The sequence below is a fragment of the Annamia dubia NIES-4383 genome, assembly GCF_055394725.1.
Map to the genome: position 1 here is coordinate 460,416 of NZ_AP025630.1, position 16,109 is coordinate 476,524.

12 protein-coding genes are annotated in these 16,109 nt (G+C 32.6%); 5 read left to right on the plus strand and 7 right to left on the minus strand.

The features are described from left to right. The first annotated feature begins 261 nt into the window (after positions 1-261). On the plus strand, positions 262-1,314 hold the full coding sequence (locus Anndu_RS02290; RefSeq protein ID WP_464102814.1) for a ribonucleotide-diphosphate reductase subunit beta: 1,053 nt from the start codon (positions 262-264) through the stop codon (positions 1,312-1,314). Between the two features lie 86 nt (positions 1,315-1,400). On the opposite strand, the gene Anndu_RS02295 is transcribed toward Anndu_RS02290, so the two are convergent. Beyond that, positions 1,401-2,051 carry a response regulator transcription factor gene (locus Anndu_RS02295; protein WP_464102815.1) on the minus strand — a complete coding sequence of 217 codons (651 nt, stop codon included), beginning with the start codon at positions 2,049-2,051 and terminating at the stop codon, positions 1,401-1,403. 37 nt (positions 2,052-2,088) lie between these two features. After that, entirely contained in the window at positions 2,089-2,499 is a 411-nt protein-coding gene (locus Anndu_RS02300) for a (2Fe-2S) ferredoxin domain-containing protein (protein ID WP_464102816.1), read from the minus strand. A 177-nt stretch (positions 2,500-2,676) separates the two neighbouring features. Between Anndu_RS02300 and Anndu_RS02305 the strand changes: the two genes are divergently transcribed. Continuing rightward, positions 2,677-3,600: an RluA family pseudouridine synthase gene (locus tag Anndu_RS02305; RefSeq protein WP_464102817.1), complete on the plus strand. Its 924-nt coding sequence runs from the start codon at positions 2,677-2,679 to the stop codon at positions 3,598-3,600. Between the two features lie 81 nt (positions 3,601-3,681). On the opposite strand, the gene Anndu_RS02310 is transcribed toward Anndu_RS02305, so the two are convergent. Then, positions 3,682-5,397, minus strand: coding sequence for a WD40 repeat domain-containing protein (locus tag Anndu_RS02310; RefSeq protein WP_464102818.1), 1,716 nt, complete (start codon positions 5,395-5,397; stop codon positions 3,682-3,684). A 67-nt stretch (positions 5,398-5,464) separates the two neighbouring features. Then, positions 5,465-6,853 carry a magnesium transporter gene (mgtE, locus tag Anndu_RS02315; RefSeq protein ID WP_464104023.1) on the minus strand — a complete coding sequence of 463 codons (1,389 nt, stop codon included), beginning with the start codon at positions 6,851-6,853 and terminating at the stop codon, positions 5,465-5,467. A 343-nt stretch (positions 6,854-7,196) separates the two neighbouring features. Between mgtE and mrdA the strand changes: the two genes are divergently transcribed. Then, positions 7,197-9,011 carry a penicillin-binding protein 2 gene (gene mrdA, locus Anndu_RS02320; protein ID WP_464102819.1) on the plus strand — a complete coding sequence of 605 codons (1,815 nt, stop codon included), beginning with the start codon at positions 7,197-7,199 and terminating at the stop codon, positions 9,009-9,011. Positions 9,012-9,093: 82 nt separating this feature from the next. Here the strand turns inward: mrdA and polA are convergent, their stop codons facing one another. Further along, positions 9,094-11,988 carry a DNA polymerase I gene (polA, locus tag Anndu_RS02325; protein ID WP_464102820.1) on the minus strand — a complete coding sequence of 965 codons (2,895 nt, stop codon included), beginning with the start codon at positions 11,986-11,988 and terminating at the stop codon, positions 9,094-9,096. Positions 11,989-12,440: 452 nt separating this feature from the next. Continuing rightward, positions 12,441-13,958 carry a hypothetical protein gene (locus tag Anndu_RS02330; protein WP_464102821.1) on the minus strand — a complete coding sequence of 506 codons (1,518 nt, stop codon included), beginning with the start codon at positions 13,956-13,958 and terminating at the stop codon, positions 12,441-12,443. Positions 13,959-14,068: 110 nt separating this feature from the next. Here Anndu_RS02330 and Anndu_RS02335 point away from each other — a divergent pair, with 110 nt between their 5' ends. Continuing rightward, on the plus strand, positions 14,069-14,800 hold the full coding sequence (locus Anndu_RS02335; RefSeq protein WP_464102822.1) for a PspA/IM30 family protein: 732 nt from the start codon (positions 14,069-14,071) through the stop codon (positions 14,798-14,800). A 70-nt stretch (positions 14,801-14,870) separates the two neighbouring features. On the opposite strand, the gene Anndu_RS02340 is transcribed toward Anndu_RS02335, so the two are convergent. Beyond that, positions 14,871-15,170 carry a 30S ribosomal protein PSRP-3 gene (locus tag Anndu_RS02340; protein WP_464102823.1) on the minus strand — a complete coding sequence of 100 codons (300 nt, stop codon included), beginning with the start codon at positions 15,168-15,170 and terminating at the stop codon, positions 14,871-14,873. Positions 15,171-15,257: 87 nt separating this feature from the next. Between Anndu_RS02340 and Anndu_RS02345 the strand changes: the two genes are divergently transcribed. Next, on the plus strand, positions 15,258-16,040 hold the full coding sequence (locus Anndu_RS02345; RefSeq protein ID WP_464102824.1) for a TIGR01548 family HAD-type hydrolase: 783 nt from the start codon (positions 15,258-15,260) through the stop codon (positions 16,038-16,040). Positions 16,041-16,109: the final 69 nt, after the last annotated feature.

The following is a 16,109-nucleotide window of genomic DNA, read 5'->3' on the forward strand; positions in this document are numbered from 1 at the left end:
GATCATAGTTTTTGAGACTGTTCTTATTATCTCATTTTTGTGTCATTGAGAACTTTAATTTTAAGTTGAAAATTTTACTTTGATCCTATTAATTAATCATCAAAAAGATTAGATTAAAATGTTAGTTGAGATTAAGGAAAATCTTACAAATTTGATTAGCATAAAAAAGTCTTAAGATCAAGTTGATTATTTTTAATAAAACAGTTTTAATAAAAACTGTTCATTTATAATTTTGTTCCTTCAATAAAAGATCAAGAAACTATGACTAATTATCACAAAATTAGGATTAATCCTATTTTTAATCCTCAAGGCCAAGATGATGTAGCTCATCGTTCAATTTGGTTTGGAAATACCACCAATTTAATGAATTTAAACAATGTGCGCTATGACTGGGCGATCGGGCTATGGCGACAAATGCGCGAAAACTTTTGGGTAGCGGAGAAATTGGATATTTCCCAAGATGTGAACGATTATTGGAATTTAACTCCGGCAGAAAGACGGGCATTTGAGGGAATTTTAAGTTATTTAACCTTTCTTGACTCAGTTCAAGTGATGAATATTCCTAACTTAAAATTACCAATTACTGCGCCTGAATTACACATGACTTTCAGTGAACAACAATCACAGGAAGCCTTACACGATCAGAGTTATCAATACATGATTGAAACTATTATTCCTAGTGAAAGAAGGAATCAAGTTTATGATTTTTGGAGGGAGGATCATGTATTAAGAGAAAGATGTAAATTTATCGCTAGTTTATATCAACAATACGTTGATGATCCCACTGAAGAAAATTATTTTATTGCTTTAATGGCTGATTATTTATTGGAGGGAATTTACTTCTATAATGGCTTTATTTTTTATTATAATTTAGCCTCTCGTCAACTTATGCCCGGCTCGGCTGATATTTTTAAAATGATTAACCGTGATGAGTTATCTCATGTACGTTTATTTCAAAAATTAATCCCTGAAGCTATGTCTATTTTTCCTTATTCCGTTGAACAAATTTATGAAATGTTTAATCATGCGGTTAAACATGAAATTAAATGGACTAACCATATTTTGAATAATGAAATATTAGGAATTACGGAAAATAGTACGGAGCAATATACTAAGTATTTGGCTAATAATCGTTTAAAAGCGATTGGTTTAGAGCCTTTATATAAGGATGAAAAATTTAGTAAAAGTCCTTATAAACACTTAGAAAGATTTGCTGATACTAAAAAAGAGGCTCACACTAAAGCTAATTTTTTTGAGGCAGGTGTTACTTCTTATGTGATGTCTTCTGGGATTGGTGGTTGGGATGAAATTTAAGTTTTATTTTCTTAAATTTACATTTACTAGCACTTAAATAAAATTTTAAAAACAGGTAGATATTTATTAAAAAATCTATCTGTTTTTTAAACCCGATTCGTTTCTATTACCCACCTAGCCAATTCTGTGCGATTGTGTAAATGGGTTTTATTTAACATATTTGAAACATGACTTTCGATCGTTCTTTGACTAACTTTTAATTGTTTAGCTATCTCCCTATTTCCTAACCCTTTGGCCACTAATTGTACAACTTTAATTTCCGTTGGTGTTAATTCAATATTGGGGGGAACTGATGCGGAAATTTGAGATTCTTTTCCTTGATTATTATGATCTAAAATACGTTTAATTTGTTTTAAGGAAGATTCAACTTGCGCCACTAATTCTTCAGGCTCAAATGGTTTAATTAAATAAACATCTGCCCCTTTTTGTAAGCCTTTAATCCGATCTTCAGTTCTCCCTTTTGCCGAGAGAAAAATAATCGGAATCCAATTAAAATTATAGTTATTTCTTAGATGTTCAATTAAAGTATAACCATCCATTTCTGGCATCATTACATCACAGATAATCACATCGGGAATAAATTGTTCTAAAACGATTAAAGCTTCTTTGCCATTATTAGCTGTTTTAACTTTATAACCTTGAAATTCAAGATAATCTTGAACTAATAAAATTAGATTGGGATCATCATCTACTAATAATACTTGTTTAGATTGATCTAAATATTGATTAATGTTCATATAAATTGATTATTTGTTATTGTTTTTTAATCACTGATTACCGGTCACTTTTTACTGAAATAACGTATTCTTCCACAATTTTATTATTAAGTAAATGCTCTTGAATCACTCTTTCTATTACTTCGGGAGTCGCACTATGATACCAAACTCCATCGGGATAAACTAATAAAATAGGGCCGGCTTGACAAATTCTTAAACAATTAGCTTTTGTGCGAAAAATATAAGGATTTGTGTTAGAATGGGGGGTATCTAATCCTAATTCTTTTAAGCGTTTTTTGAGATAATTCCATGATTCTAAACCAATTTCTTGAGAACAACATAACGGTTTTGTTTGATCCGCACATAAAAATAAATGTTTTTGGATTTGATTTAAACTTAATTTGTTGACCATATCATCTAGTCGGGAAAAATTGTTTAAAATGTCTTGATTTAGAGTTGGATCATTCATAAGTTTATGTTCATTAAAGATGAATAATAAAATCTGAGTAATGAAATACAATAATTTTATCTTAATTGGTTGACAATTGACAATTAACAATTAACAATTAATTAACAAAGTTTAAAATCCTTTACTTTTAAGTAAAGGTAATTGTCAAGGGTTGAAATTGTGATTTGTGATAAAAAAATGACTATTGAAAAGATTAATCTCATTGTTAATCAAAAATGCGAACGTTTAGATCTTTATCTTGCTCAACAATTGGCAGAAATTTCCAGATCTCAACTACAAAAGCTGATTGAACAAGGTTATGTTACAGTTAATCAACAAATTTGTCTACAGAAAAAAAGAAAACTTCAATTGGGTGATCAACTCAAAATCGAAATTCCCCCTCCTCAACCTTTAGATTTAGAGCCTGAAAATATTAATCTTGATATTTTATATGAGGATGATCAGTTAATTTTAATTAATAAACCTGCGGGTTTGGTAGTTCATCCTTCCGCCGGACATGAGGGGGGTACTTTAGTTAATGCTTTATTATATCATTGCGATCGCCTAGCGGGAATTGGCGGTGTGGAGCGCCCAGGCATTGTCCACCGTTTAGATAAGGATACTACGGGGGTGTTAGTGGTGGCAAAAACCGATTTAGCCCATCAATCTTTACAGGCTCAAATTAAGGCAAAAACCGCTCAACGTGAATATTTAGGGCTGGTTTACGGCAATCCAAAAACGGAAACAGGAACGATCGATCAACCGATTGGCAGACATCCGAGCGATCGCAAAAAAATGGCGGTGATCCCGGTAGGGGGGAGAAAAGCCGTTACCCATTGGACAATTAAGGAAAGATTAGGTAATTATACTTTAATTCATTTTCAATTAGAAACGGGGCGAACCCATCAGATCAGGGTTCACAGTAGTTTTATGGGACATCCGATCGTGGGGGATCCCCTTTATTCTGGGGGTAAAAATTTAAAAATTAATTTATCAGGGCAGGTATTACACGCATGGCGCTTAACTTTAACCCATCCGGTAACGGGGGAAATTTTACAGGCGATCGCGCCTTTACCTCCAGAATTTGAAAAATTATTAACAATTTTAAGGCATAGATCATAGCAATTCCGATGTTAATAAAAACAGATCGCAATTGGTTTTTAAAAATAACAAAATTGAGGCTAATTTCTCATTTCGTTATCCCTAATTATTTTGCCAAATTGTTAAATAACCTTTGCCATCTCCTGCTACTAAAAATTGACCATCTTTACTTAAACTTAAAGATAATAAGCGTATTTGTTCGCCCTCTTGAATTTGAGTAAGATTTAAAGTTTCGATAATTTCACCTTTTTCAATTGACCAAATTAAAATAGTCCCATAAATATCTGCGCTGATTAAAAATTGACCACAGGGAGAAAAAATTACATCTTTAATTTCGCCAAAATGTTCAGTTAAAATAGTAGTAGGTTCAGCTTGAAAACCATCTCGAAAAATTTTTGGTTCTAAACGCCACAATTTAATACTACCATCGTTACATCCCGCCACTAATAATTGACCATCACCACTAAATTCAAGGGCTTTTACTGCTTGATTATTACCACTTAAAGACCCCCTTTTGACACCTGTTTGAGCTTCCCAAAAATAGATTTTACCACCTTCCCCACCACTGGCAATAATTTGACCATCATAACTGAGGGCAATACTTTGAATAGAACTTAAATTATCAAAGGAATTTTGAATTAAATTACCGTCATTAATTGACCATTGTTTAATAGTTTTATCATAACTTCCACTAATTAAAAGTTTACCATCAGGACTAAATTTTAAAGCCCGAATTGAGCCTAAATGTCCGTTTAAAGTTTGCTCTAAACTGAGATTAAAACTTTCTATTTGATCGGTTGAAAATTCCCAAACTTTAATTTTATAATCAAAACCACCTGTCGCTAATATATAACGAAACATTCCGGCTTGATCTGAATTTTTAATCTCAGAAGCAATAACTAAAATTCCTTTTTCATGGGCTAAATTAGAATGTAATAATTCTCCATTTTTTAAGCCCCAAATTTTTAAATTTTGATCTAAACTAACGGTAGCAATAAAATAGTTATCTGGGCTAATAATTAAATCTGTAATTCCATTTTCATGGGCGGAAAACTCAGTTATTTTTTGCCATTGATTAGGTTTATTATTTACAATTAGTTCTCTTTGCGTTGGTGATTTTTCTGTTATTTTTATGGGTGTTTCTTCAGAATTAATTAAAGAATTTTCGCCTAATTTTTCCGCTAAATTAACAGTTGGAGACTGGGTATTTTGTCCAAATAATAATAACTGAGAAGGCTGAGAATTTTTATGATTAACTAATTCAAAGTTATAATTTAATTTTCGAGTTAAATAGGCCAGATCATTACTTAAATTTTGATAATATTCTTCTATTTGTTCAAATCTTTGATTAATTCCCGCTTGATTCAAATATTGAATAACATGATTAAGGGATTCTTCTAATGATAAAATATATTGTTCATAATCTTTAATTAATAATTGACTATCCTTATTTGAAGTATTAGAAGTATTAATATCACTATTTAAGCTTGATATTTCTGGAATTTCTTGATCATTTTCAACGGAATTTTTTGCTATAACTTGTTCATTAAAATCATGTTGCTGTAAATTTTTGATAAATTCTTGTAAAGATTGGAGTTCACCCCAAACTTGACTTTGTAAATGCTCTAATTTACCTAAAGTTTTATGATAAATTTGTCTTTCTTTAGTGGTTCGATTAAGTTTATTTAAAATTAAGGTAGCGATCATTGGTAAAATAACAAACAATAAATTATCAGAAACTAGAGTTATAATTGCACCTAGTCCAACTAAAAATAAAGCCAAATTTTCCGAGAACTCTAACCAATAAGAACGATTCATTTTAAGGGATAATTGATAATGGATAATGGATAATTAAGAATTGACAAATGACCAATAACAAATTAAATTATAAACCTAAAATTAAACGGGCAATATTAAAATAAATCAACACTCCTAACACATCAACGGCCGTGGTGATAAAAGGGGCTGACATTAAAGCCGGATCTAAGCCGATACTGCGAAACAAAAAGGGTAAAGCCGATCCCGCCACCGAAGCCAACAAAGAAATAGCCGTTAAACTAATACCCACCGCCACTGCCACCGCCAATTTTCCCTGTAGCCAATAAGCCCAGATCGTTGCCACCGTGCCTAAAATTAAACCTAATAAAATTCCGGCTAAAGCTTCTCGAAATACAACTTGGCCAGGCCCCAAAGCATTAATTTCTTCAGTGTTTAAGCCCCTAATAACAACCGTAGAAGACTGCGCCCCTACGTTTCCCCCCGTACCCGTTAACAAAGGAATAAAAGCGGCCAAAGCCACCACCTGTTGTAATAAACTTTCTTGGGATCTAATAATTGTACCCGTTACCGTGTTGGTAATTAATAACACAAATAACCAAACAACCCTTTGACGGGCAACGGTTAATAAGTTAGTCTGAAAATAATTATCACCGTCCGACTGTAAACCCCCTAAAGCATAAATGTCTTCAGTGGTTTCCTTTTCTAAAATATCAATTACATCATCAACGGTAACAACTCCTACTAAGCGTTGCTCTCGATCGACTACGGGAAGTGCCAATAAATCATATCTTTGAATCATTCTAGCCACTTCCTCTTGATCGGTTTCCGTATAAACACAAACCACATCGGTGGTCATTATATCACTGAGGGTTTTTTCAGGTGCGGAAATGACTAAATCCCTTAAAGAGACGATGCCCGTTAAATGACGAGACTCATCGGTAACATATAAATAATAAACCACTTCTGAAGCATTGGCTAAACTGCGGATCCTCTCTAAAGTTTGACTAACAGTTAAAGTTTCTTTGAGGGAAATATATTCGGGAGTCATGATCCGCCCGGCCGTATCTTCCTCATAGCCCAATAATAAAGCGGTGGCTTTGCGTTCATTGGGGCTTAATTCTGATAATAATTGTTTAACAACTTTAGCAGGTAATTCATCAAATAATCTGGCGCGATCGTCAGGAGACATTTTATCCACAATATCAATCACTTCCTGACGTTTAAAATCTTCAATTAAGGCCTGTTGAACGCTAGAATCTAAATATTCATAAACCTCGATCGCCTCGGCTTTGGATAAAAGGCGAAAAGTCATTAACTGCATGGCTTCAGGTAGATCCCCGATCGCTTCTGCAATATCAACAGGTTGAACGGGAACTAATAAGGCTTTCGCACCCTCTAAATTGTTTTTTTCTAAAAGCAATTGTAATTGGGTGCGCACCAGTTGACGCAGTTCACTTCTGGAAATAGTTTGAATAGGTGTCTCGTTAGTCAAAATTCACCTTCTTTAGCCTGTAGTTGAGTGATTTAGATTGATTTTAAACCATTATTGGCCATTAATTGGTAATAAAATCCTAATTTCTCTTGCTTGATTATTTTCTAGTTTTGGCTGTTGTTTTTGCACAAGTGGGAATAGTTCGATGGACACAAGTTCAACTAATTGTTAATTATAATATTGTTTCCATCAATTCTTACACTTATTAGTTATTATTTATTGGTGATTAATTATTACTTAACTTCGACCAAAATTTTAACAATTGACAATTGATAACTAAAGATAGACAATAGATGATTAAGATTAAAATAATTATTAATTATTAATTTTAAGTTTTTCTGACTTTATGGCTTTTTTCCCTTTTCTTAGCGACTCAAAATCTAGTAGAAATAATCGTACCGTAGGGCAACAACATCAATCATTTGTAATTATGTTTCTTGTAACCCTGTTTTTTGTGGGTGGTATTGGAGGTCGACTTTTTTATATACAGGTAATGAATGGTCAAAAATATCTTCAATTAGCCAATGATAATCGAATCCGTCCCATTCCGAAAAAGCCAGTTAGGGGTAATATTTTCGATCGCAACGGAAAAATTTTAGCCACCAGTCACCTTTCCTATTCCGTTTATATTTGGCCTTTTGCCCAAAGTCAACCGAACTGGAATCAAACTAAAAAACGATTATCTTCAATTTTAGGGATTAATGCAGAAGAATTAGAAAAATTAGTCAGAAAAGCAAGAGAAGATTCTCCTAATATTATCCGTTTAGCCAGAAATTTAACCCCTGGCCAAATTACTGCTTTAGAAGAATATCGTAGTGACTTAGAATGGGTGGAATTATATATTGAACCCACAAGAGACTATCCCAATGGAGAATTAGCCTCCCATATTTTAGGTTATACGGGAGAAATTAATGAAGAAGAATTGAAAAAACGCAAAGGGGAAGGTTATCGTTTAGGGGATGTGATCGGGAAAATGGGGGTGGAAAGCTATTTTGAAAAGGAATTGAGAGGAAACTGGGGCGCTCAACAAGTGGAAGTTAATGGAAAAGGGAAAATTGTGCGCCTCTTAGAAGAAAAACCCCCCCAAGCCGGACAAGACTTAACTTTAACCATTGATCTTGAGTTGCAAAAGGCCGCCGAAAAAATCTTAGGGGGTAAAAGAAAAGCAGGTATTGTGGCCATTAACCCCCAAAATGGCGAGGTTTTAGCCCTTGCCAGTAGTCCGACTTTTGATCCAAACATTTTTTCAGGGCGCATTAGTCAAGCCACATGGGATCGCATTAATAGTTATGGAAATCCCTTTGTTAACCGTGCTTTACAAGGTTTTCCCCCCGCCTCTACCTTTAAAGTTGTCACAGCTACCGCCGGAATGGAAACGGGCAAATATCCCCCCAATACCTATCTTGGTACATTTCCCTATTTAAGTGCGGCCGGAGTGCGTTTTTATGAATGGAATAAAGCGGGTTTTGGGACTCAAGGTTATGTTGGGGCTTTACAATGGAGTAGTAATACCTTTTTCGGCCAGATCGGCCGAGGAATAGGTGGTGAGAACTTGATCGATTGGTCAAGGCGTTATGGTTTTGGCTCAAAAACGGGCATTGAACTCTATGAAGATACGGCCGGCTTGATCGCCGATCCCGAATGGAAAAAAGAAAATTATAATTTAGATTGGAGTGTGGGTGATACCATCAATATGTCCATTGGTCAAGGTTTTACCCAAGCGAGTACCTTACAAGTGGCCATTATGTTTGCAGTTCCGGCCAATGGCGGTTATAAAATCACTCCCCATCTTTTAAAAGGTAGTGATAACTCAAAATATCGTCAATCTTTAAATATTAAACCGGAAACATTAAAGACTATTAACAAAGGATTAAGAGCGGTTGTTTCCGCAGGTACAGGGACAAAAGCTCAGTTTCCGGGAGTTCCCCCCGTAGCCGGAAAAAGTGGTACAGCCGAAGCCCCACCCCGTCCTTCCCATGCTTGGTTTGGCGGTTTTGCCCCCTATGATAAACCGGAGATCGTGGTGGTGGCCTTTGTGGAACATTCCGGTGGTGGTGGTGGTAAAGTGGCCGGCCCAATGGTAGGCCAATTATTAGCATCTTATTTTCAGTTAAAATCTGAAAATAACAAAAAATTACCAATTAACAATGATAACAATTAATTGAATTTATTGATTAAATTTTGTAGAGACGTAGGCTCTTTCGTCTCTACAAATATTATGATAATCTGGAAAAAATTGAGTATTATTTTGCCTCCATCCAATTATTTCCGGCATGAATATCTACTACTAAAGGAATAGATAAATTAACCGCATTTTCCATCGTTTCTTTGATTTTTACTTGCAAAATTTCCCATTCTTCAACGGGCATTTCAAAAACTAATTCATCATGAACTTGTAATAATAATTTAGCTTGAAAATCTTGTAATATTTGATCAATTTTAATCATGGCTATTTTAATTATATCAGCACTTGATCCTTGAATGGGTGCGTTGGCCGCCCCCCTTAATAGTTGAATATCATTGTAATTATCTTTAATACTATCTAAATTAATGTCAGAAATGGGCTTATTTCTTAATAATTTAACCGCCTCACTTTCAAAATTAAGATAACGTCTTCTGCCTAAAATTGTTTCTACATAACCATTAGCAATAGCCGATTTTTTAACGGTTTCTAAATATTCAAAAATATTGGCATAACGGGAGCGATATTTTTCAATAAATTCCTTCCCTTCTTGCACCGAAACACCCGCTTCTTTAGCAAATTTTTGCGCTCCCATGCCATAAATTACCCCAAAATTAATAATTTTACCTAAACGTCTTTCTTCTGATGTAATGTCATCTTTTTCAAATAATAATTGGGCGGTTACTTTATGCACATCTAGGTTATGATAATAAGCATCTAATAACACAGGTTCTTGACTTAAATGGGTTAAAATTCTTAATTCAATTTGGGAATAATCGGCCGATACTAATAACCAATTTTCCCTTGGAATAAAGGCTTTTCTGATCTGTCTTGAAAATTCGGTGCGGATGGGAATATTTTGTAAATTTGGATCGCTAGATGATAGTCTACCAGTGGTTGTAATGGTTTGATTAAAGTTAGTATGAACTCTATTTGTATCTTTCCTCACTAACAAAGGTAAAGCATCAATATAGGTTGATTTTAATTTAGCAAGGGTACGATATTCTAAGATATGATCAATAATGGGATGATCTCCTTGTAACTTTTCTAAAATAGCATGATTTGTCGAATAACCTGTTTTAGTTTTCTTAGTTTTTTTCTTATTTAAACCTAATTTTTCAAACAAAATTTCCCCTAGTTGACGAGGGGAAGCAAGGTTAAATTTTTCTCCCGCATCTTGATAGGTTTTTGTTTCAATTTCTTTTAATTCTAATTCTAATTGTTGGGATAATTGTTGAAGATAATTAGTATTAATGGTAATACCTAAATCTTCAATTTTTGCTAAAATAGGTTCTAAAGGTTGTTCAACTTCTAATAATAGTTTTTCTAAAGTGGGAATTTCCTTAATTTTGGCTTGTAATTTTTCCGCTAAGAGGAAGGTTGTATAAACATCCATGCCACAATAATTAGCCACAATATTAATATCTAAATTAGCAATAGTTTGACCTTTAGGAATCGCTAAATCTTTATAACTTAAGGCTATCATATTATCTAAATATTGATAACATAAATCGGTTAAATTATGTTTTCCTTCAGGATTAAGTAAATAACTAGCTAACATTGTATCAAAAACTACGCCTTTTAAATTAATACCTTGATTGAGAAAAACTAGGCGATCAAATTTAGCATTTTGAAAAACTTTAGGATAATTTTCACTTTCTAAAATGGGGGCTAATTTTGTTAAAACTTCCTCTTGTTTTAAACAAGTTCCTGATGTATGATAAAGGGGAAGATAGGCCATATCGGTGATATTTTTACCCCAACAACAACCAATTCCAACTAATTTTGCATCTTTAGGCTCTAAAGCGGTTGTTTCCGTATCCCAAGCAATATTAATATTAGTCAATGTTTTAAGATTACTGACTAATTGATCTAATTTTTCAACTGTATCAATAATAGTTGGTTTAATGGGGATATTTTGCCTAATTTCAGCTAAAGTTTCCTGATTATTATTAATGGAATTAAATAGGGATAATTGGGTATTACCCTCTAAATTAGTTTTACTTTCAACTAATAAAATTTCTTCTTCAATTTTAACCGATTCTCCCCCTAATTTTTGTTGTAATTTTTCAATTTCTTTTAAAAATTTATTTAATTCTAATTCTCCTAAAACTGGTCTAATTTGTTCTAAATTAAACCCTTGTAATTCTAAATTTTTAACATCAATTTGTAAGGGAATATCCGTGATAATTTTGGCTAACATTTGGGAATGTAAAGCATTATCTTTCCCTGCTTCTAATTTCTTATTAATTGCACCCTTAATATTAGCAAGATTTTGATAAATATTTTCTAAACTTTCATATTCTTGTAATAACTTCACTGCGGTTTTTTCCCCTATACCCAACACTCCGGGAATATTATCAGATTTATCACCACATAAGGCTTTATAATCAACTACTTGTTGTGGTTTAATTCCTAAACTTTCTTCAACTTTAGCAGGATTAAATTCAGTAATACCTAATTTTGTTGTACTTTTAACTGCATTTTTATCTAGGTATAAAACTTCTATATTTTGTTGTTCATTCACTAACTGAAATAGATCTCGATCTCCGCTTACAATTTTAACATTATATCCGGCTTTACTACCTTCAATTGCCAAAGTTCCTAAAATGTCATCAGCTTCATATCCACTATAGGTAATAACAGGTAAATTAAAAGCTTTTAATAATACTTGAAGATTGACTAAATCAATGATAAAATCTTCAGGAGTTTCTTTTCGATTGGCTTTATAATTAAGATCAGATTCATGTCTAAAAGTTGGCTCAGAAGTATCAAAAGCAATGGCGATCGCTGTGGGCTGATAAGCATTAATTACCCCAAATAAAGAGTTTAAAAAACCAAAACAAACGCTAGTAGGAATACCTTGGCTAGTGCGTAGGGGATTTTTAATAAAAGCATAATAAGCCCTAAAAGCGAGGGAATGTCCGTCAATTAATACTAAAATCTGATTATTCATTAAAAATTTAGGTTAGAGATAATAATTTTTGATTAATTTTAATTGTTAATTGTCCATTGTCAACTGTCAACCGATCAAAATATAAAGTTTTGTAACAAAATTGATCCATTGGGCAAAAAAAAGATTATATTAAAAATCAAGGCACAGGGGAGAAACAAGAACTCCCAAAGAGGAAGGGATTAGAGTTTGTGCCATCGGCTCGAAGTCCACTCAATATTTTCTTTACTAGATAAACCTTTCAATATAATCAGTGCCTGAGTTGGCCTGTTAATAATTAAAAAACCGGAAAATGTTGAGATCGTTTTGTTTAACTAATTTATTCTATTTTTTGTTTTACCAATTTTTTCAGGAGTCCAAATTAATCACTTGTTTATTCCTTGACCTGTCCCCTTGGACGGGTCTCTTGGCGTTTTATGGTAGACTTATGGTGAGAATGGTAAAAAATTAATCTTTTAAGCTTTATTTCTTTTTAAATTATTGATGATTTTGATCAAATTTTTACTACTGCGAAAAGTCAAAAAACCTAATGCAATTAAAAATTGAAATATAGGATTAAAAACTGTTAAATTTCTAGTAGCAATTAATAAGGTTAAAGCTAAAAGGACAAAAATAAATAAGCAGATCAATCGAGAAGAAATAATGTCTCTTTTCCCACCATATCTATATACTAAATAAGGTGTCCATTGATTACCTATTAAGTGAGAGGTTAGGAAAATTGCTCCAGTAAAATTAGTAATAGTAATTAAACTAAATCCAAATAATCTTAACATTTGTAAAATTGGATAAATTCCGATTCTTATTCCTACTTCTACTCGATTATAAATCCAAAAAATTAATCTTGTTAACAGTAAAAATCCACCCCAAGAGGCTAAACCAATCAATAAATTATTAATTAATTTTTGCTCATTAAATAGGTTTAAAATTTGCTCAAAAGGTAAATTTATCTTGGTTTTTTCTAAAATAACAATCCCTAAAAATGCAAAGAAGAAAGAAAATAACCAAGGTGCTATTCCAAATTGAATTTGATTTTTAAATTTTTGATAGGCTTCTGATAAAATTGGTTTTTCTTCATAAAGCTCTCCCATTAAATCATTTTCATAATAACCAATTTCATAAATGCACCAAAAAGATAAGGTTAATAAGATCATACTTAAACTATGGAAAATTGGCTGATTACTTAGCCAACTAAAAGAAATTAAAATAATGGGTAAGTCTCCCAATAAAATATGTGTTAAAACATATTTTTGATTAGGTCTTTTAACTTTTTCCATGTAGTAAAATGGCAAATAAATATTACTTAGAGGATGGGTATAAACTGCATTTTCAAAAGTAATTAAATGGAGTGATTTTACGGTAGCTAAAATTTGAACGTCATTGTTATCATTATCTGTAATATAAAGAGTATTTTTTAATTGATTTTTAGTTAAGTATTTCTGTACTAATTTATATTTTCCTCTTTGACGATCTTTAAAGCCTTGCCAAAAATCGCAGGAAATAACCTGATCAATTTTTAAATTAAGATGTTTAATGATGGGATTAACTATTAAATTAAATCCTAAAGTGGCCACAATAATTTTATGATTTGACTTTTGTTTAAGTAAATCTGCTAATTCTTGATTGATAAAATTAATCGCTAATTGTTTAGCTCGATCTTGCCATAACCATAAATTCCAAGGTAAAATTAAAGTTAAAATTATGATTCTTAACCAATCTTCTGAGATTTTTCCTTGATATGGTTTGGGTAACAAATTCCAAGGTTTAAGATAGGAAAGTAAAAAATATAAAATTGCTCCGATCAATCTTGGTTGAATTTGATTAAGATATTCGGCCGTAGAATTTCTTAATAATAAAGTTTCATCTAGGTCTATAATGATTAAATCATCTTTTTCTATTGATTCAAGTGATTTTTCTAATGATTCAAGGGATGAATTGAATGAAGATTGAGTATAATAATCTAATTGATTTTCCATAGAATTTTTTGTTAATTATTTTGATTTCTGTGGTAATTTTAAATCAAAATTTAATTTTTGATCATTTTTATTATAATTTTTTTAGTAAAAATAATTATTGATAGCTGAAAATGAATAAATTACAAACTTTTTGGCATTTTTTACGATCGAGTTTAACTAATTGGCATCAAAATAATGAAGATACGGAAATATTATTAGAAAATTCTTTTTTTAAAATGCAACAGGAGTTAATTTTAATTCGTAGTGCCATTGCTGGAGCGATCGCTTCTTTAAAACGGACTGAACGCCATTATAATCAATATCAAGAGGATGCTCAAAGTTGGTATCATCGAGTTAATTTAGCTTTAAATCAACACAATTCAGAGTTAGCACAATTGGCCTTAAGTCGTTGTAGATATGATTTAGAAATAGCTCAGAATTTACAAAAACAAATTAATCAACAAAAAGATGTGATTGAAAAATTAAAAGTTGATTTAAGTAATCTTGAACTGAAAAATAATCAATTAAAAAGAAAAAAAGAAATGTTATTAGCTCAACATAAAAATGCTTTAACATTTCAAGAAATTGAGGCTTTAAAAATTGAATTAAAACAAGGTCATTCATCTAGGGCTTTAGAGCAAATGGAGGAGCGGGTATGGCAATTAGAAACCCAAAATAGTTTATTATCTAAAAGGCCTTTAGATCAGGTTGAAATCGCTTTCCAAAAATTAGAAAATAAAGATCAAAATCAATGGTTTAATTTTGAAGAAAAGATTAATTTAGAATCAAATTTTGCGGATCTGAAGATTAAAATAGAAACTCAACTTCAACAAATTCGTTGGGAATTAGAAAATCTTGATTAGTTGACAACTAAAAAATTAAGCTTGTCTCAGACGTTGCAGGACAAGCTTAGATCGTTTTTGGTAACTAAAATTAGTTGCTACCAGCGAATACAACGTCAGGGAATTTTTCTTGCGCTCTAGCGAAAGAGGTGGTTTTTCCATGTTCTTGCCAGAAGTTAATTACTTCTGTTGCTTTGTTGAGAACTTCAATTTTTTCTGACTCGGCGATCCAATGTTTGGCATCCATTTCATCTTTTAATTGTTGCCACGCATCGTTACGAGGCCAAAAGAAATAAGCTGTTAAAGGACTTGTTCCTTTTCCTACAACTTGATCAACGGCGATCGCAACGTCTTTATCTAACCAGAGAACTTTTAATAAAAATCTTGACAATTAAGCCTCCAAATATAATTTAATAAAATGTAAAATTGACAACTCTTAATTGTAACCTATCTTGTAATTTTCCAGAATGAATAACCTATGACAAATTTAGCAACGATTGTTTTTGATATTGACGGGGTGATCCGAGATGTGAGTCAATCCTACCGCCGAGCGCTTGCCGATACGGTTGAACATTTTACCAATCAAGCTTATCGCCCTACCATGACCGATATTGATCAAATTAAATCAGAGGGAAAATGGAATAATGATTGGAAAGCGTCAGAAGAATTAACCTATCGTTATTTTGAACAACAAGGCCAAACTCGTCAAAATCTTAACTTAAATTACGAACAAATCGTTAAATTTTTTCAAACTCGTTATCGTGGTACGGATCCGGTTAATTTTAATGGCTATATTCTCAGTGAGCCTGTGTTAGCGACTAAAAATTATTTTGAAATGTTAACGGATCATAACTTTGAATGGGGTTTTTTCAGTGGTGCGACTCAAGGATCGGCGGATTTTATTTTGAAAAAAAGAATCGGTTTAGAAAATCCTGTTTTAGTGGCCATGGAAGACGCACCAGAAAAGCCAGATCCCACAGGTTTATTTATGGTGATGAATCAACTTAATTGTGATCACAAAATTCCCGTTATTTATGCGGGGGATACGGTGGCGGATCTTTATACTGTTAATCAGGCCAAAGAAAAAGAGCCTGATCGTTTATGGATCGGTGTTGGCATTTTACCGCCCCATGTTTTAAAGGATCAAAGTCTGAAGGAAAATTATGCCAATCTTTTAAAAAGTGTGGGGGCTTGTGTGGTTTTAGAAAATGTAGAAATGTTAACGCCAATGGTGATCAAGGAATTAATCAATAATCACTAGATGAGGGGGCTTAGGAGGTTCGAGACTTGAGCCTCCTACACCCGTAGTATGAGAGGAAATGACCTTAAA